General features: G+C 65.8%; 16 protein-coding genes. 7 read left to right on the forward strand and 9 right to left on the reverse strand.

Annotated features, from left to right (window positions below; translation table 11 throughout):
• Positions 1–36: 36 nt before the first annotated feature.
• Both CLM74_RS21330 and CLM74_RS21335 read left to right on the forward strand, forming a co-directional pair.
• Positions 37–450, forward strand: coding sequence for a hypothetical protein (locus CLM74_RS21330; protein ID WP_025875608.1), 414 nt, complete (start codon positions 37–39; stop codon positions 448–450).
• 154 nt (positions 451–604) lie between these two features.
• Positions 605–2,032: an amino acid permease gene (locus CLM74_RS21335; RefSeq protein ID WP_032978503.1), complete on the forward strand. Its 1,428-nt coding sequence runs from the start codon at positions 605–607 to the stop codon at positions 2,030–2,032.
• A gap of 59 nt (positions 2,033–2,091) precedes the next feature.
• Here CLM74_RS21335 and CLM74_RS21340 read toward each other — a convergent pair whose 3' ends face one another.
• Entirely contained in the window at positions 2,092–3,333 is a 1,242-nt protein-coding gene (locus CLM74_RS21340; RefSeq protein WP_105164900.1) for a dipeptidase, read from the reverse strand.
• Positions 3,334–3,489: 156 nt separating this feature from the next.
• Here CLM74_RS21340 and CLM74_RS21345 point away from each other — a divergent pair, with 156 nt between their 5' ends.
• Both CLM74_RS21345 and CLM74_RS21350 read left to right on the forward strand, forming a co-directional pair.
• Positions 3,490–4,308, forward strand: a complete 819-nt coding sequence (locus tag CLM74_RS21345) for a protein klaA (RefSeq protein ID WP_105164901.1) — start codon at positions 3,490–3,492, stop codon at positions 4,306–4,308.
• Entirely contained in the window at positions 4,305–5,171 is an 867-nt protein-coding gene (locus CLM74_RS21350; protein WP_105164902.1) for a hypothetical protein, read from the forward strand. The genes CLM74_RS21345 and CLM74_RS21350 overlap by 4 nt, the downstream gene beginning before the upstream one ends.
• Positions 5,172–5,241: 70 nt before the next feature.
• Here the strand turns inward: CLM74_RS21350 and CLM74_RS21355 are convergent, their stop codons facing one another.
• Complete coding sequence (locus CLM74_RS21355) at positions 5,242–6,411, reverse strand: class I SAM-dependent rRNA methyltransferase (RefSeq protein ID WP_025875598.1); 1,170 nt, start codon at positions 6,409–6,411, stop codon at positions 5,242–5,244.
• Between the two features lie 350 nt (positions 6,412–6,761).
• On the opposite strand from CLM74_RS21355, the gene CLM74_RS21360 reads away from it, so the two are divergent.
• Entirely contained in the window at positions 6,762–7,718 is a 957-nt protein-coding gene (locus tag CLM74_RS21360; protein WP_025875596.1) for a TerC family protein, read from the forward strand.
• A gap of 106 nt (positions 7,719–7,824) precedes the next feature.
• Positions 7,825–8,595, forward strand: a complete 771-nt coding sequence (locus tag CLM74_RS21365; RefSeq protein WP_105164903.1) for a rhomboid family intramembrane serine protease — start codon at positions 7,825–7,827, stop codon at positions 8,593–8,595.
• Between the two features lie 88 nt (positions 8,596–8,683).
• On the opposite strand, the gene CLM74_RS21370 is transcribed toward CLM74_RS21365, so the two are convergent.
• On the reverse strand, positions 8,684–9,799 hold the full coding sequence (locus CLM74_RS21370) for a glycerophosphodiester phosphodiesterase (RefSeq protein ID WP_105164904.1): 1,116 nt from the start codon (positions 9,797–9,799) through the stop codon (positions 8,684–8,686).
• Between the two features lie 219 nt (positions 9,800–10,018).
• Between CLM74_RS21370 and CLM74_RS21375 the strand changes: the two genes are divergently transcribed.
• Positions 10,019–11,101, forward strand: a complete 1,083-nt coding sequence (locus tag CLM74_RS21375) for a beta family protein (RefSeq protein WP_234003403.1) — start codon at positions 10,019–10,021, stop codon at positions 11,099–11,101.
• Here the strand turns inward: CLM74_RS21375 and CLM74_RS21380 are convergent.
• The 6 genes from CLM74_RS21380 to rpmH all read right to left on the reverse strand — a co-directional run bounded on the left by CLM74_RS21380 (position 11,049) and on the right by rpmH (position 18,213).
• Positions 11,049–11,636 (reverse strand): sce7726 family protein, encoded by a 588-nt coding sequence (locus CLM74_RS21380; protein ID WP_105164905.1) that lies wholly within the window; start codon positions 11,634–11,636, stop codon positions 11,049–11,051. The genes CLM74_RS21375 and CLM74_RS21380 overlap by 53 nt on opposite strands.
• A gap of 69 nt (positions 11,637–11,705) precedes the next feature.
• Positions 11,706–13,055, reverse strand: coding sequence for a tRNA uridine-5-carboxymethylaminomethyl(34) synthesis GTPase MnmE (gene mnmE, locus CLM74_RS21385; protein ID WP_105164906.1), 1,350 nt, complete (start codon positions 13,053–13,055; stop codon positions 11,706–11,708).
• Between the two features lie 3 nt (positions 13,056–13,058).
• Complete coding sequence (locus CLM74_RS21390) at positions 13,059–15,728, reverse strand: polysaccharide deacetylase family protein (protein WP_105165067.1); 2,670 nt, start codon at positions 15,726–15,728, stop codon at positions 13,059–13,061.
• A 129-nt stretch (positions 15,729–15,857) separates the two neighbouring features.
• Complete coding sequence (gene yidC / locus CLM74_RS21395) at positions 15,858–17,573, reverse strand: membrane protein insertase YidC (protein WP_105164907.1); 1,716 nt, start codon at positions 17,571–17,573, stop codon at positions 15,858–15,860.
• Entirely contained in the window at positions 17,573–18,067 is a 495-nt protein-coding gene (gene rnpA, locus CLM74_RS21400; RefSeq protein WP_025875580.1) for a ribonuclease P protein component, read from the reverse strand. Before rnpA ends, yidC begins: the two co-directional genes overlap by 1 nt.
• A gap of 5 nt (positions 18,068–18,072) precedes the next feature.
• Positions 18,073–18,213 (reverse strand): 50S ribosomal protein L34, encoded by a 141-nt coding sequence (gene rpmH / locus CLM74_RS21405; RefSeq protein ID WP_006404565.1) that lies wholly within the window; start codon positions 18,211–18,213, stop codon positions 18,073–18,075.
• Positions 18,214–18,467 lie beyond the last annotated feature (254 nt).

Raw genomic sequence — 18,467 nt, forward strand, 5'->3', positions numbered from 1 at the left:
GCGCTATGCTGGCGCCCCTCGTTGGACAAAAGCGCCATGGCCGCAACACCAACGCTCGCGGTCGCAGCAGCCCTGGTGCTGCTGCTTGCCAGTGGACCGGCCACGGCCGCACCGGACCACCGCTGCCTCAGCGGTGGCCGCGACAACACGATCCACCTGGAATGGCGCTGGCTGGACGATGGCCGCGCCGATGTGCGCTATGCCGGGCACAGCGAGCGCCTGCCGCTGCGGCGGGTCTCCGAACAGACCACGGTGCTGGACGAAGACCGCCCCTACCAGTTCGACACCGTCTGGGAAGAGCGCGTGGACGGTCGCATCAACGGTCACTACACACTGAGCACGCAGGGCGCACGGATCTACAGCTTCAGCTACGTGCGTGCCCGGGACGGTCGCCGCACGGACTTCGACGAAGACGTCAACGCCTTCCAGGACGACGGCTGTCACTGGTAGGCGCCTGCGCTGAGGCTGTTTGTGCCGTTTCCGGCAGAGTGCCCAGCGTCCAGCGCGCGCTGTGTCGGCCATGACCCCCGTCAGTGGCAATGCTGCGCTGCGTTCGGTCACACTCGGGGACTTGTCGTTCTCAGTCACCCCTTCCGAGGCCTGCATGTCCCTGCTCCGGCGCAAGTCCCTAGATTCCGTCACCGTCCATGAAGCCGGCCGGCGTCTGGTCCCGACCCTCAGCTGGCCGCACCTGATCGCGCTGGGCATCGGCGCCATCGTCGGCACCGGCATCTATACCCTGATCGGCGTGGGTGCCGACCGCGCTGGCCCGGCCGTGCTGATCTCCTTCGCCATCGCCGGCGCGGTGTGTGCCTGCGCGGCATTGGCCTACGCAGAGCTGTCCACGATGATGCCTGCCGCCGGCAGCGCCTATACCTACAGCTACAGTGCCCTGGGCGAAGTGTTTGCCTGGGTGGTGGGCTGGAGCCTGATCCTGGAGTACTCGCTGGTGGTGAGTACCGTGGCGGTCGGCTGGTCCGGCTATTTCGTCGGCTTCCTGGAATGGGTACATACCCAGTTCGGCTGGGACCTGCGCCTGCCGGCGATGCTCGCGGCAGGCCCGCACGTCGATGGCGGCATGATCAACCTGCCCGCCATCGTCATCACCTGGCTGGTGGCCCTGATGCTGATGGCCGGTACCAAGGAAAGCGCCACCCTCAACGCGATCCTGGTCGTGTTCAAGCTGATCGCGCTGGCGATCTTCGTGGCGGTGGCCCTGCCGGCGTTCGACGCCAACAACCTGCAGCCGTTCATGCCTTACGGATTCGCCAAGACGCTGGGCCCGGATGGCGTCGAGCGCGGCGTGATGGCGGCGGCGGCGATCATCTTCTTCGCGTTCTACGGCTTCGACGCGATCTCCACCGCCGCCGAAGAAACCAAGAACCCCGGGCGCGACCTGTCCATCGGCATCATCGGCTCGATGGTCGGCTGCACCATCGTGTACGTGCTGGTGGCGCTGGCTGCGATTGGTGCGATGAGCTACACCGTGTTCGGCCAGAGTGCCGAGCCGCTGGCATTGATCATGCGCCAGCTGGGCCAGCCCACCGCCGCGATGCTGATCGGCGTGATCGCCATCATCGCCCTGCCGACCGTGCTGCTGGCCTTCCTGTACGGCCAGAGCCGCATCTTCTTCGTCATGAGCCGCGATGGACTGCTGCCGCGTGGCCTGTCCAAGGTCAACGCACGTACCGGCACGCCGGTGGCGACCACGCTGTTCACCGCCCTGGTGGTGTCGGCACTGGCCGGCGTTGCACGCCTGGACGAGATCGCCGCACTGGCCAATGCCGGTACCCTGGCCGCGTTCACCGCCGTTGGCATCTGCCTGGTGGTGCTGCGCGTGCGTGAGCCGAACCGCGAGCGCACCTTCCGCACGCCGTTGGCCTTCATTGTCGGCCCGCTGGCGGCACTGGGCTGCATCTACCTGTTCATCAGCCTGCCGCACACCACCCAGCTGTACTTCCTGGCGTGGAACGTGGTCGGCCTGGTGCTGTACTTCGCCTACAGCCGTCGCAACGCGCTGATCGGCCGGTAAAGGCAGCGCCGGGCCATGCCCGGCGGTCTTTGGGTCGTGCCGGCACTACCGCAGGGCGGCTAAACGCCCTGCTTTGCCGCGTAGTCCTGCGCCTGGCGCATCACCCGCAGCAGGTTGCCGCCCCAGATGGCGGCGATCTGTTGTTCGCTGTACCCCTTGCGCAGCAGCCACGCGGTGATCTTCGGCAGCTGGCTGACATCGGGCAGGTCGCTCAGGCCACCACCGCCATCCCAGTCCAGACCGATGCCGACGTGCTCGGGGCCGACCACCTTCAGGATGTGCTCGAAATGGGCGAAGAAGTCGTCCAGGCTGGCGTGGCGCACCGGGTGTTCGTGGTCCAGTGCCTGCTCGGCCTTCTGCAGCGCCACGCCCTGTTCGATGGTCATGCCTTCCCAGCCACCCAGCTGCTTGCTCAGGGCTTCTTCGGCCTGCTTGCGCTCGGGCGACTTGGCGGTGTCGATCAGGTAGCCGCCATACGCGTTCACCTGGATCACCCCACCAGCCTTGGCCAGCTTGCGCAGGCGCGCGTCATCAAGATTGCGTGGGTGGTCGTAGACCGCCTTGGCCGAGCTGTGCGACAGCACGAACGGCACCGGCATCATCGCCAGCAGATCGTCGAACACGGCATCGGAGGCGTGCGACTGGTCGATCACGATGCCCAGCTTCACCGCCTCGCGCACCAGGTCCTTGCCAGCCGGGCTCAGGCCCTTCCATTCAGCCCCCTTGGGATCGGTGGCCGAATCGGCGAACTCGTTGTTGGCGAAGTGCACGGTGCTGAGCAGGCGCAGGCCCGCACGGTGATAGAACGACAGCAGGCTGGGATCGGCCACCAGCGGACTGGCGTTCTCCATGCTGATGTAGACCACGCGCTTGCCGGCGGCCTTGATCCGCGCCGCGTCATCGGCGGTCAGCGCCAATGCGAAGCGCTCGGGATTGGCGGCCAGCATCTGCCGGATCTCCAGCAACCGCTGCAGGCCGTGGTCGCGCTCGGCCAGATGCGCGGCGGCCGTGCGGTCGCCCTGGTCGGTATAGATCGCCCAGAAGCCGCCATCAAGCGCACCTTCGACCATGCGCGGGTAGTCCACCTGCGAGAGTGCATTGCGGTCGTGCCGCTGCTCGATGTCGAAGCCGGTGCGGCCGAAATTGGCCGGCGTATCCAGATGACTGTCCAGGGTCAGCAAGCGCTGCTGCAGTGCCTTGGCACGGGCCAGCTCCTGCGCGCTGAAGTCGATGGCATGGGCGGACAGCGGCGCACTCAGCGCCAGGGCGAGCAGCAGGGACAGACGACGCAACGACGGCATGGGCATCCACCGGCAATGGGAAGGACACGACCATAGCGCCGCGACGGCCAACGCCGGTAGTGCCGTATTGACCCGCCAGCTCCATTACACTCGCCGGCAGCCGATAAGTCAGCGTGCAGCACCGCGTGCTGCGTCGACCATGGAATGGAAGCATCGATGTCGAACTCCCAGCCTCCGGCGCTGCCCGTGCATGGCCAGGCGCCTGTCCCCGCCAACACGGTCACCGTCGAACAGCTCAAGCGTGATGTGCTGCCAACGTTGTTTGCCGGGCGTACCGACATCGGCCGCTATGGCCCGGCCGACCTGGCCAGCGCCAGCGCCGAGCCGGCCTGGCAGGATGGCAGCGCCAGCGCACTGGCCCAGGCGCTTGCCGAACTGGTCAGCCGGCTGTCCGAACACGATCCCAATGCGCTGCTGCAGCGCGCGGGATGGTGGGAGCGGTTCACCGGTGCCGATATCGAAGAACGCCTGCGCCGTCGCATTGCCATGGGCAGCAACGGCGATGTCCTGGCCAGGATCGAGCGCGAAGCCATCGCCGTGCGGGCCAGCGTCGATCGACTGGATGCGCAGCTGCTCGAGCATGACGTGCAGGGGGTGCGACTGCAGGTGTACATCGATGCAGGCGTGCAGTTCCTGCAGGAGCTGCCAGCGGCCGTCGACAGCGACGATGGCGCGCCGGTGCTCGACCGTCCGGTCGAGCGGCTGCAACGCCGCGTAGCCAACCTGACCGCGCTGCTGGCCAGCCATTCGATGAGCCGGATGCAGGTGCAGCTGGCACGCAGCCATGCCATCGACCTGCTGGACCGTTACAGCGAGACGGTGCAGATCCTGCTGCCGATCTGGCGCCAGACCATCCAGGCGCTGCACAACAGCGACAACGCCAGCCCGCAGATGATCGCCAGCGCGGCCCAGGCACAGGACCAGCTGAAACAGGCCCTGCAGCAGTTGCTGCGCACATCGGCGGTGCCGGCATGAGCGCGCCGGTACGCGATCCGCTGCAGATCCCGCCGGATCTGCAGGCGCGGGTGGAAGCTGTTCCGGGCCTGCGCGCGTTCTACCGGCGGGCCTCGCTGCTGCGGGTCTTCGGCCTGGCCTGCCTTCCGCTGGCGGCAACGGCGCTGTCCTGCATGGCGCTGGCATTTACCGGCACCGAGCTGGGCCCCCCGTCGTGGGCACAGGTGCCGGCCGGCTATGGGTCGAAGGACACGGGCAGGCAGTTGCTCATCCTGCTGGTCATGACCCCCTTGCTGCTGGTGTGGATGTTCTTCGGCGTGCGCGACCTGCTCAGCCGCCATCGCCTTCGCCGCTTCGCCTGGTCATTCGCGCTGGGTTCGATGCTGCTGTGCGGTGCCTGGGGAAGCATGGGCATCACCGCACCCGCCATCGGCCAGGGCGATCGCCTCGACTATCGCCAGCTGGACGCGCTGATCGCCAGTCCAGACTTCAGCGGCTTCAGCCCCCAGTGGCAGGCCTATCTGCGTGCACAGCAGGAGCTTCCCTACGGCGTCGCCTCGTCGGCCGTGGTCGCCACTGCCCGTGCGTTGGCCAATGGCGAAGACATCGGTGTTCCGGTATCGCCGGCAATGCAGTCCCGCTTCGAGAAGGCAGCAGGGCTGCCCCGCTCTGAACGGTCGCAGCGATGGCATCAGCAGCGTCTGCTGGGCTGGCTTCTGTTCGACGTCGGCTGGGTGCTCGCGCTGCTCGCGGTTCCGGCGCTGCTGGCGCTGGGCGCGGTGGCGATCGTGCTCGGCCACCATCTGCGGCGCAGGTCCGAGGTGATCAACGGGTTGCTGCAGCAGCTGCAGCCGGTTCCTGCGCCGCCACGCGCGCAGCCCTGAGGCTGGCGCGGGGGCAGTCTTCGGCGCTGTGTGGGGGAGCCGGGCATCGCCCGGCTCCACACCCCGTAGGTCAGTCCACCACGCGGCAGAACACGGCCTTCAGGTAACGCGATTCCTGCACGTGGGCCATGAACGGATGGTCCGGGCCGGCGCCGGCCACCTTCAGGATCTGGATGGTGCGGCCGGAGAAGTACGCCGCACGACGCAGCATGTCCAGGAACTGGTCCTCGGCCACCAGGCCGGTGCAGGAGAACGTGGCGAACAGGCCACCGGGCTTGACCACGCCCAGCGCCAGCTTGTTCATGTCCAGGTACTTCTTCAGCGCGGTGATCACCTGGTCGCGGTCGCGGGTCATCTTCGCCGGGTCCAGGATCACCACGTCGTACTGCTCACCGCGGTTGGCCGCATCGCGCAGCCACGGGAAGATGTCGGACTGGACGAACTTCGGGCGCACGTTGTTCAGACGTGAATTGCCCTTGGCGATCTGGATGACGTCCTCATCGATGTCGATGCCGACCACTTCCGATGCACCGCGCGCGGCCGCGTACACGGCGAAACCGCCGGTGTTGCAGCACAGGTCGAGCACGCTCTTGCCTTCCACCTGCTGGCTCAGCCACTCACGGTTCTCGCGCTGGTCGGCGAAGAAGCCGGTCTTGTGCGCACCGGCCGGGTCGGCGCGGAACTTGATGCCGTACTCGGTGATCACCGACGCTTCGGTGGTGGTGTTGCCGTGGAAATCGAAGCTTTCCTGCTTCTGCACGTGTTCGTCGGCGAAGCTGTGGAAGCGGCAACCCGGGAACTGTTCACGCAGGGCGTCGTAGATCCATTCGCGGTGGCGGAACATGCCGGCGGCGAAGAACTCCACCACCACCAGGTCGCCGTAGCGGTCGACCACCAGGCCGGACAGGCCATCGCCCTCGCTGTGCACCACGCGCCAGGCGTCGGACACCGCATCGAGCTTGAGCACCTCACGACGCAGCGACACCGCCTGGGCGATCTTGCGCGAGAACCAGCCGGCATCCAGCGGGATCTGCGGGTCGGTTTCGAGGATGCGTACAGCAATACGCGAATGCCCGTTGTAGAAGCCACGGCCGATGAACTCGCCATCCACGCCGACGACATCGACGAGGGAGCCGGGCTTGGGCCGGACGGTCGGCTTCTCGACCAGTTTCTGGAAGATCCACGGGTGGCTGGAACGCCACGCGTTCTTGAGGCGGACAACGGGAAGGGGGGTATTCATCCACCTATTGTAAACCGGGCGCCGGGGTCAGATCCCCACAGGGGCTCTGACCCCTTGGTCGTTGTGGGAATGGGGTCGGAGCCCCCTGCGGGGATCCGACCCCGGCCAGCATTTGACGCCGGCCCGGCCAGGCCGCAGAATCGGCGGCAGAAGGGGAGTAGCTCCCAGACGTTGTCGCCGTCAATTCGAGCCCGCAGGCTCCGGTGCAACGGCAGTTCCGGCCCATCGGAACTGCGAGCGAGACCTTCGCCGTACTGGCGAAGCTCTGTCCCTGGATCCCCTCCCGATCCTCCGTTGCAGATCCTCGCCGTCCGGCTTGAGGCATTTTTCATTTCCCAACGGACAAACCCATGCAGACGATCGGTAATTTGTGGTTGTGGGGCGGCTTCGCAGCGGTGGTGGTCATCGCCCTGCTGGTCGACCTCGTATTGATGCGCCACGGTGGCCCGCACAAGGTCACTTTCAAGGAAGCCCTGTGGTGGTCCATCGGCTGGGTCGCGCTGGCGCTGGCCTTCAACGGCGGCCTCTGGTTCTACCTGAACGAGACCGCCGGCCAGGTCGTGGCCAACAAGGTCGGCCTGGAGTTCCTGACCGGCTATCTGGTCGAGAAGGCGCTGGCGGTGGACAACATCTTTGTCTTCCTGATGATCATGAGCTACTTCGCGGTGCCGGAGGAACAGCGCCAGAAGGTGCTGATCATCGGCATCCTGGGTGCGATCGTGCTGCGTACGATCATGATCTTCGCCGGTAGCGTGCTGATCACCCAGTTCCACTGGCTGCTCTATGTATTCGGCGCCTTCCTGCTCTTCACCGGCTGGAAGATGTGGTTCGCCGCGGGCCAGGAGCCTGACCTGGAAGCCAACCCGGCCCTGCGCTGGATGCGCAAGCACCTGCGCCTGCTGCCGGACTACGAAGGCAACGCGATGAGCGTCAAGCGCGACGGCGTGCGCTGGTTCACCCCGCTGTTCGCGGTGCTGATCCTGATCGCAGTGACCGACGTGATCTTCGCGGTGGACAGCATCCCGGCGATCTTCGCGATCACCACCGACCCGTTCATCGTGCTGACCTCCAACGTGTTCGCGGTGCTCGGCCTGCGTGCGATGTTCTTCCTGCTGGCCGGCATGGCCGACCGCTTCCACCTGCTGCCGTACGGCCTGGCCCTGGTGCTGGCCTTCATCGGCATCAAGATGATGATCATCGACCTGTTCAAGATCCCGACCCCGATCTCGCTGGGCGTGGTCGCGGTGATCATCGCCGCCACGGTGGTGCTGAGCCTGAAGAACCCGCCGAAGGAAGGCGGCGCCTGATCCTGGCCGATTGAACGCTGCGGCCGGTGGATTGTCCCGCCGGTCGCAGCCACTCTCCCGCGGCGGTGGCCTTGGTTTCGCGCCGGCCACCGCCATTGCTGAGGGTATGAACACGAACGCGCCCCTGCCCGCCGGCGACGCGCCGGCCGCACGCAACGACCGCACGCGCATCCTGCGCGCCTTCAATGCCAGCCTGGCCGCCGTGCTGGTGCTGGTGGCCGTGTTCGCCCTGCAGGACCATTTCGACTGGCGGCCCTGGGCGGTTGCACCGCTGGAAGCCAAGGGCCTGCTCGGCCTGATCGGCGGACCGCTGCTGCATGGCTCGGTCGAACACATTGCCGCCAACAGCTTCGCCATCCTGATCCTCGGCACCCTGGCCGGCAGCGTCTATCCCAAAGCCACGCTGCGTGCCCTGCCCCTGCTGTGGCTGGGCTCGGGCATCGGTGCGTGGATGCTCGGCAACCCCGGCAGCTTCCATCTCGGCGCAAGTGGCGTCACCCACGGCCTGATGTTCCTGCTGGCCAGCCTTGGCCTGCTGCGCCGCGACCGCGCGGCGATCGCCACCGGGCTGATCGGCATGCTGTTCTACGGCGGCATGCTGATGACCGTGCTGCCGCATGCCGACGGTGTGTCCTGGCAGTCGCACATGGGTGGAGCCTTCGCCGGCATCATCGCCGCGCTGCTGTTCCGCAACTCCGACCCGCTGCCGCCGCGCCCGCGTTACAGCTGGGAGGACGAGGAAGACGAGGTCGAGCCGCTGGCCGATGACGAACTCGAGCCGCCGTCGCCGCAGCGCGTGCCGGTGCTGTGGCAGCCGCGCGAAGGGCAGGACTATGTGGTGATCCCGTTCCGCCGGCCGGAAGACCCGCGCGGTTGATCGGGTGGATACGCCGGGCATGGCCCGGCGCTACCGCTTCTGGATGCCTCTGGTAGCGCCGGGCCATGCCCGGCGGCATTGACGCCGGTCAGTCCGCCGCGTTCGCCGCCGCGCCCATTCCATCCACCGCCTGCCGGCCCAATGCCGGGTCATCGGTGAAGAAGGCATCGATGCCGGTCGCCAGGTAGGCACGCATCTCCGCGATCGACCCCTCCGCGTTGCGCGCATTGTCCGCGCCCTTGCGCAGGTTGCTGGCCTGGAAGTGGTTCTCCGGGCGGAAGGTGTACGGAATCACCATCAGGCCCACCGCGTGCGCATCGCGCACCAGCGACGTCGGCGTGCCCAGCGCACCGTTGGCATCCAGCGGGATGATCGAGCGCAGCTCCGGGCCTATGCCGTCGGCATAGGCCGCGATGTCCTTCAGCCCCGCCGGGGTCATCATCTGCGTATAGGTCAGCGCGCCGCCGGCCTTGGCGATGTCGGCCGGCTGGGTATCGCCCTTCCACAGCAGCTGCAGCAGGCGGATGTTGCTGCCACGCGGGATCTTGCCGCGCAGGTAGCGCAGGTTGGCTGTTTCGAACGACTGGATGGTGACCGGGCCGACGTTGGTATAGGCGTTGCCGCGCAGCGCGGCCAGCAGCGTGTCTTCCATCGGCAGGCCGATCGACTGGAAGTAGGTCGGGTGCTTGATCTCCGGCACCAGGCCGATGCCACGGTTGGCACGACCGGCCTGCTGGACCAGGAACGCCAGGATCTCGTCCAGGCTGGCAATGCGGAACTGGCCGTCGTAGGCAGTGCTGCGGAACTCCGGCAGGCGCTCGCGGGCGTACAGGGTCTTCAGCTCGGCCAGGGTGAAGTCTTCGGTGAACCAGCCTTCGACCGTCTGCCCGTCGATGACCTTGCGGGTCTTCCGCTTGGCGAATTCCTTGTGCTCGGCCACATCGGTGGTGCCACCGATTTCGTTCTCATGGCGGGCCACCATCACCCCGTCCTTGGTCATCACCAGGTCCGGTTCGATGTAATCGGCACCGTCGGCGATGGCCTGCGCATAGGCCGCCAACGTATGCTCGGGCAGCAGCGCGCTTGCACCGCGGTGGCCGTAGACCGACACCTTGTGTGCGGCCGGAGGGGAGGATTCAGCACTCATGGCCACCGATGGTGCCACGGCCAGCGACAACAGCAACGCACGACCCCACGACTTCACTGCGACTCCCCCAAGCGGTTTGTGATGGGCGTCAGTATGCGGCGGGAATGTGACAGGTTGGGGGAGCTGGGGTCGGCTGCCTGCGGTTGGCCAATGATCGCGGTGACCGCCATTCGGATTGGATTCTGCAATTTTTCCGATTGAACCGCGGAAACGATGGGTCATAGCCTCGACTGACCAACACCGATGTTGGCGGAGGATCGGACCATGGAGAAAACAATGTACGTGCCTATCCTGAAATGGCGACAAGGTGAGTACCTCGCGGTAGGTCGTACACGCGAGACCATAAAGGACTGGATGTATCCCTTGTTCGAGATCCCGGTCGAACAGTGGGACTTCGAGAACGAGACACCCGCCAAGTCGCTTGATGATCACCTGAAGAATGTCGGCAAGCGACTGAGCACCAATTGGAAGAAACGCCGTTGCCTGTTCGATTCACCGCATCTTGCCGGCGACGACACGATGGCCAATGGAGACCATCACCTCGCGCGCGTCTTCGATCTCGCACGGGCGTCGGGCTGCCAGGCCATTCCGGTAACCGGTATCGGCCGGCATCTGGCGTATCAGCAGGCAGTCGCCAGCATCATCGCCCAGGATGATCGTGGGTGCGGACTGCGCCTGGTTCCCGATGATCTGGAAGGCAGTCCTCTGGCGAAGATCGACGGCTTGTTGCATCTCCTGGGTGTAGCCCCGGAGCAAGTGGACATCGTTCTGGACAGTACGGCAGATGTCGCAGATTCTCCGACCCTGCAGGCATCGGTCTGGCAGGCATGGATCGCTGGATTGCCCTACATCAGCCGATGGAGATCGCTCACCGTGGCCGGTGGCAGCTTCCCTGCAAGCCTGAGCCCGTCAGCAGGCTATCGCCCTCATGGTGACGTTCACCGTCGCGAATGGCGGGGGTACACCCGACTGACAGCCGGTGCCCTGCAGCGTCAGCCATGGTTCGGTGACTACGGATGCGCGTCACCACAGACGGAGATGATGGACCCACGCCTGTTCGACCCGAATGCAAAGATCAAGTACACGATCGATGACCAGTGGCGGATCATCGTCGGCACCCAGGTCAAGCGCAATGGCCGAGACCAGTATCGCGACCTGTGCAGGCACCTGATTTCTGATCGCCCGGTGGTATTCATGGGGCGAACTTACAGTGCTGGCGACGAGTACATCGAAGATTGCGCCAACAACGTCGCCAGTACAGGCGGAAGTTCGACCTGGCCAACGGTGGCGACCAATCACCACCTGACTAAGGTTGTTCGCGACCTCGCCAATCTGTCCGGCGCTTCAACTGTTCCCTGACCAGCGTGCGGATCTCGGCGAGGCTGTATACCTCTCCAAGCCGCTCACACAGCGCTGTGCGATTGCCGCGCAGCGCTGCCTTGTCCGGGTTCCGTGCACAGATCAGTGTCGTGATCTCATCACGCCAGAGAAGGGCGGCAACGTCCATCCCATTGACCGACGGATTGAGCCTGGCGGGTCGCAAAAGCTCCATTCGCACCGCTTTACGCGCGCCGCGCGATACAGTGCGAACGCCCCACCACTCCGGCAGGACCTCCATCGCGTGGTCAAGATGCCGCTGCCCCACGACAATCGTCGCTTTGTCGAGAACGTTTGAATAGAACTGCTGCTGCATGGGAAGCCTGCGCAGCGTGTCCACGTCGCTCTTGATCTCGTAGCCGTGCAGGTGACCGTTGATGACGCAGACATCAACCCGACAGGCACCGCGAGCAAGCCCCATCTCCTCCACGACCAGCGTATTGGGATTGGCAACGTGCTCAGCGATCACCTTCCGAAGGAGCGCGGATCTGACGTCGCTGTCGGTTATCGGGTCCATTGTCGAATCGTACCAAGAGGGAGTCGCTGTACTGCATGAAATCCAGGCATGTCGCAGTTCATCGCGGCACTACTTGCCGATGCAGAAGCTGGAGAAAATCCGACCCAGCAGGTCATCGGCACTCATCTGCCCGGTGATTTCGCCCAGCGCGTCGTGCGCCAGACGCAGCTCCTCGGCCGCCAGCTCCAGGTGCTCGTGCACCAGCTCGCCATCCGCCCGCTGCGCGTGCTCCTGTGCGCGTTCGATCGCATCGACGTGGCGGGTGCGTGCGGAGAATTCGCCCTCCACCTGCTCCCCTGCCCCGGCCGAAGCGATCGAACGCAGGCGCGCATGCAGCTCGTCCAGTCCCGCGCCGGTGGCAGCGGAGACGAACACGCGGTCCGGGTCGTCCCGCACCGGCATCGCATCCAGCAGATCCGACTTGTTGTGGATGTAGACCTTGTGCGGCACCGCCAGTACCGCTTCGCCGATCGCGGCTTCGCCGGCTGCCGGATCGCGTGCATCCAGCACGATCAACGCCAGGTCGGTGCGCTCGATCTCCGCGCGCGCGCGACGCATGCCTTCGCGTTCAATGGCATCGCCGCCATCGCGCAGACCGGCGGTATCGACCAGGGTCAATTCCAGCCCATCCAGACGGATGGTCTCGCGCAGCGTGTCACGGGTCGTGCCGGCGATGTCGGTGACGATGGCACGCTCGCTACCGGCCAGCGCGTTCAACAGCGAACTCTTGCCAGCGTTCGGTGGGCCGATCAGCACCGCATGCAGGCCATCGCGCAGACGACGGCCACGCTCTGCGTCGCGACGCAGCAGGGCCAGATCGCTGCGCGCCTGTTCCAGGCCACGCCGCACCTGTGCACCGCCGAGTGTGTCCAGCGGCTCATCGGCGAAATCGATGGCCGCTTCCACGTGGATGCGCAGCAGCACCAGCTGTTCGACCACCGCATCGATGCGGCGCGAGAACACACCGTCCAGCGAGCGTCGTGCTGCGCGCGCTGCTCGGTTGTCACCGGCCGCGATCAGATCGGCGATGGCTTCGGCCTGTGCCAGGTCGAGCTTGCCGTTGAGAAACGCGCGCTCACTGAACTCGCCGGGCCGCGCCTGCCGCGCCCCCAGTGCAATGCAGCGTGCGACCAGCTGCTGCAGCAGTACCGGGCTGCCATGGCCCTGCAGCTCCACCACTTCTTCGCCGGTGAAGCTGTTCGGCGCCGGGAACCACAACACGATGCCATCGTCGATCACCTCACCGTCTGCATCGCGCAGGCGCGCGTAGTGCGCGTGGCGCGGGCGCAACGTCGGTGCGCCGAGTGCGTTGGCAATGGCTGCGGCACGCGGGCCTGACAGGCGCAGCAGGCCGACGCCGCCCGCACCGGGTGCGCTGGCAATGGCCACGATGGTTTCGGTGCGCTTCATATCGTTCATCGCTCAGAGCTTCTCCAGCTGCGCGCGGGCCTGCGCCGCACCACTGCCCTGCGGCTGCAGTGCCAGGTAGGTGGTGTAGGCCTGCTTCGCCTTGGCCTTGTCGCCTGCGTGGAAGTACGCGTCACCCAGATTCAGATGGGCCACCGCGCGCGACGGATCGATCTTCAGTGTGTTCTCCAGCCAACGCGCCGCTTCGGCGTAGCGTTGCTGCCGGTAGTAGACGAAGCCGAGATTGTTGGCCGCCTGGGCAAAATCCGGGCGCAGCTTCAGTGCCTCGGCGAACTGCGCGGCGGCTTCGTCGTAGCGCTTCTCGCGGTACAGCTGCAGGCCACGGTCGTTGGCCTGCTGCGAGCGCTGGCGGTCCGAGGCCGGTCCGGCCGTCGGCACCACCAGCTTGGCCTTGCCGCCCTGCAGGTCGGCCACGGTCACTGGCGCTTCGCTGTTCTTGGCGTCCTGGGCAGCGTCGACCTTGTTGTTCAGGGCGATCGCATCGGCAGTCAGCTGGCGCGTATCGGCGTTGAGGTATTCCTGGCTGTCCGGCACCTGGAACACGAACTCGCCCCCCTGCGAGCCAGGCAGGCTGCCGAAGGCCGGCGTCTGCTGCGAGACCGCCGACACCGCCGGCGCCACATAGGCGGCCAGCTCGGTACCGGTAATCAGGCCATCGCCATTGAGATCGCCCTTGCCAGCCAATGCCTGCAGCAGCACCCAGGTAAACACCGAGTGGCCGTTCGGGCCGGCATCGGCCACCTGCTGGTCGGCACCGCCGGCGGTCAGCATCTGCCGCGCGCTGCGGCGTGCGTTCTCGCGCAGGAACGACGATGACGACGGGCCGCCGCGGGTCAGGCCCAGACCGCTGTAGCAGGCATCCATCACGAACATCACATGCTTGGCCTGCATGCTCTCGGCGATGTTCTGGATGTCGGTCATCGCGATGGCATCGGTGGCGAATTCCTTCGGGTCCGAATCAACCGGAATGATGTAGCCGAGGTCGCGCCCGGATGCCAGCTGACGGGTAGCACCGTGGCCGGCGAAGAACACGAACACGCGATCATTCCTGCCGGTGCGGTCGTCGGACAGCCGGTCGTGGAAGGCGGCCAGGATGTTGTTGCGGGTGGCCTGCTCGTTCTTCAGCACGATCACCTGCGAGGAGGGGAAGCCGAACTGCCCGGTCAGCGTATCGGCCACGGCCTGGGCATCGTGGCTGGCGTATTCCAGCTTCGGCCACTTGGCGTAGTTGTCGATGCCGACCACGATCGCCCACGATTTTTCATAGCCGGTGGTGACGGTGGCATCGCGGTCGCTGCCCTTGCGCGGTCGGGCGACGCTGAAGTCGCGGCCATTCCAGCCGGCGAACTGGTAGCCGTCGGCGATCAGCCGGTCCAGGATCTGCGGCAGTGCCTTCACCGCGCGGTCGTGGATATCGTGGAACAGGATGATGCCGCGCTGTTCCTTGTTCACCTGGTCGAGCACGCGCTGCACGATCGATTCGGGCACCGGGTCGGCCCAGTCCATCGAATCGATGTTCCACATGATCGACTTCAGGCCCGCCTCGTTGAGCAGCTGCAGACCTTCGGCGTTGCGTGCGCCATACGGGAAGCGGAACAGCGGCGCGCGCTTGCTGTCCACGTCCTTCAGCAGGGTGTCGGTGTCCAGCACCTGCTGGCGCAGCGCATCGCCGGTGGTGCGCGACAGCTGCGCATGGGTCAGGCTGTGGTTGCCGACGGCGTAGCCCTCTTCCATCAGGTTGCGGCTGATCTTGGCCATCGGCCCAAGGCTGACCTTGCCGTCGGTGTCGACCTTGCCCAGGTTGCGGCCGACCTCGAAGAACACGCCCGGTACGTCGTAGCGCTTGAGGATGGCCACCACTTCATCGGTATAGGCCTTGTGCGGGCCATCGTCGAAGGTCAGCACCACCGTCTTCGGCGGCAGATCGCGGCCGAAGATCTCGCGGTCGCTGTCCTTCATCGACATCGGGTACGGCTCGATCACGCCGTAGTCGCGCAGGATCGCTTCGCGGCTGTAGTCCTTGTGCAGGTGCGCGATGTAGTCGTCCCACTTCTCGCGCTTCAGTTCGATGGCACGGGTGCGCTCGAAGCGGCTGAAGATGCGGGTCAGTTCCTGGTTGTAGTTGCGCTCGATCTCGTCCAGCGCCTCCAGGTCTTCACCGATGCGCTGGTGCAGCTTCACCGCCGGTAACGAGGAATCGGCGCCGATGCGTTCGTGCAGGTCACGCAGCACCTCGCGGAACGCCAGGCGATCGGCATCGAACAGTTCGGGCGCCGACTCGATGTAATCCAGCACCGTGCCCAGGGTAGCGAAGCGCTGCGGGCTGGTGCCGCGCAGCAGGGTGTCGAACTGCGTGGCAATGGCGCCGCGCTGTTCCAGGCCATCGTGGAACAGCTGCTGGCCGATGCGGGTGGAGGTGGTGCGATCGGCCGCGGACTGCTGTTCCTCATCGGCCAGCAGCACGATGATCCGTCGATAGCCGTCGAGCTGCTTCTGCAATGCGCCCAGCAACGGCGCGGCGGCCGGGTCGGCGGCAGCGGCAGCCTGTGCGCTCGGCTGGGTAACCGCCGCCGGTGCCTGCGCGTCCTTGTCGCCACAGCCAGCCACGAGCAGGGTCAACAGCAGGCTGGGCAGAAACAGGCGGAACGACGGCGCACGCGGCATGGCGGACTCGAACAAAGGGGAATGGTGTGCCGGCGATTCTAACGCCGCATGCGAAAAGCCCGCCTTGCGGCGGGCCTTTGCTGGGTCAGCCGGCCAGCGGCCGGCTCTACCCGTCGGCGCAGACGCGCCTTACTTTTTCTTGGCCGGAGCGGTGGCTGCCGTGGCCGGCACCGGATCGCTGCCGTGGCGCTTGGTCATCCACCACTGCTGCAGCAGGCCCAGTCCACCATTGACCACCCAGTACAGGACCAGGCCGGACGGCATGAAGGCCATCATGACGCCGAACACCAGCGGCATGAACTGCATCATCTTCTGCTGCATCGGGTCCATGCCCGGTGCCGGCGTCAGCTTCTGGGTGAACCACATCACCGCTACGTTGATCACCGGCAGGATGAAGTACGGGTCACGGGCGGTCAGGTCCTGGATCCAGCCGAACCAGGGCGCCTGGCGCAGTTCGACCGATTCCACCAGCACCCAGTACAGGGCGAAGAAGATCGGCATCTGGATGAGGATCGGCAGGCAGCCGCCCATCGGATTGATCTTTTCCTTCTTGTACAGCTCCATCATCGCGGTCTGGAACTTCTGGCGGTCATCGCCATAGCGTTCCTTCAGCTGTGCGATGCGCGGCTGGAAGCGACGCATCTTGGCGCCACTCTTGTACTGCGTCGCCGACAGCGGGTACAGCACGATCTTCAGCAGCACCACCAGGCCGACGATGGCCCAGCCCCAGTTGCCCACCAGCTTGTGCACCTGGTTGAGTACCCAGAACAGGCCCTGGCCGATCACCGCCATCATCGAGAAGCGGCTGTAGTCGACCACACGGTCCAGACCCGGCACGTCTTCCTTGGCGATCAGGTTGACCAGCTTCGGGCCGACCCACAGGCGGGCCTCGGTGCTGGTGGACTGGCCCGGGGCCACGGTGAAGGCCGGGCCACGCGCTTCGATCAGGTCACGACCGGCCACCTGCGACAGCACGTAGTGTGCGGTCTGGTCCTTCTGCGGGATCCAGGCGGTGAAGAAGTGGTGCTGCAGCATCGCCAGCCAGCCGCCGGTGATGTCCTGGTTCAGCGCGCCATCGTCCAGGTAATCCTTGAACGCACGACGCTGGTACTTCTTGTCGTTGTCGTACCAAGTGGCACCGTTGAAGCTGAACGAGTCCGGGTTGGTCATGCTCCGCGACAGGATCGTCGGGCTGCGGTCCAGGGTGCGGTAGACGTAGCCGTTCCACGGCGCGGCGCCGGCATTGCTGACTTCATCCTTGAAGCGGATCGCATACTCGTTGCGGCCCACGATCAGGGTGCGCTTGATGGTCACGCCGTTGTCGGCGGTCCATACGAACGGAACCTGCAGTTCGTTCTGGCCCTTGGCCAGCACGAAGTCGCGGGTGTCACCGACCAGCTTGAAGCCGTCGGCACCCGGCACCGGGGTGTTCTTGTCTTCGCTGGCCCAGCCGCTGATCGCGCTGTAGGGATGCGCGGGATCTTCGGTCAGCAGGCGCACCGGCGGGCTGCCTTCGTCCTTGCTCTGCGGGAACTGCAGCAGTTCGGCGTCGAGCACGCGGCCGCCATCGAGCTTCAGGCGCAGCACGTCGGTGGTGATGGTCACGGTCTGTGCGGACGGGGTGGCGCTGGCCTGGGCCTGTGCAGCGGCCTGACCCGGGGCACCGGGAACCTGCGCGCTGGGGATGCTGCCCGGGGACGCGCCGGGGACGCTCTGGGCGGCGGCCGGGGCCGAGCTGGTCGTCGGCGCCGGGGTCGGGGCGGACTTCTCACGGCTCCACTCCATCCACAGCAGCACGGCCACCATCAGCCAGGCAAAGATCAGGAAAACACGGGTCTGGTTCATCAGCAGGCAGGCTCAGCGGGGCCGGGACGCGGTGCCGGCTCGGTGACGGAGGAAATGGCAATGCCATCAGGCGGCGGCATTGTGCCGTCCACGCCCGGCGCGGGCAATGCGCGCAGGCGCCGCAGCAGGCGCAGGAAGGCCTGGCGGATATCTTCGTTGCTGGCATGACGCGCAGCAGTACGAGCCACGACGACGAAGTCGCCTGGCTGTATGTCGGTTCGTGTCTGACGCAAGGCGTCGCGCAGGACGCGCTTGATCCGGTTACGCCCAACGGCGTGAGGATCGACCTTGCGGGAAACCGCCAGACCCAGCCTGGCCGGCCGGTCAGCCGGTAGCCAGTGCAGGGTCATCAGCGGATCGGACACACGGCGGGCGCCGTTGAAGACCGTTGAATATTCGGCACGCGTGCGAACCCGCGCAGAGCGAGGGAATCGCTTGCGCGGGTCTGCAGTATTCACTGTCGAATGGATTGCGTCTGCCGCTGGATGCGGCATGGCAATCAGGCGCTCAGGACTTTGCGGCCCTTGGCGCGGCGACGCGACAGGATCTTGCGGCCGTCAGCGGTCTTCATACGGGCACGGAAGCCGTGGTCGCGCTTACGCTTGAGGTTGCTGGGCTGGAAGGTGCGCTTGGTGGCCATGTGGGCCTCTCGTATGAATGGGACGGAAAGAACCGGAAATTTTAGAGAGGTGTCCCCCCTCCCGTCAACCCCTGTCTGCTACGCCAATTCACCGGGCTGTGCAATAGCTGTGGATCTTTTTGTGAATAAGTAGGGGACAAGCATTCCGAAGGCGGGCGCTCGGTGGTAGGCTGAGCCATCCATTTCCCCCCTTTCAGGCCTGTGTTTGGGCGCCTTTTCGCGCCTATGCATCGGCCACCGGACAATTATTGCTG

Source organism: Stenotrophomonas sp. MYb57 (assembly GCF_002966815.1).
Lineage (GTDB): Bacteria > Pseudomonadota > Gammaproteobacteria > Xanthomonadales > Xanthomonadaceae > Stenotrophomonas > Stenotrophomonas indicatrix.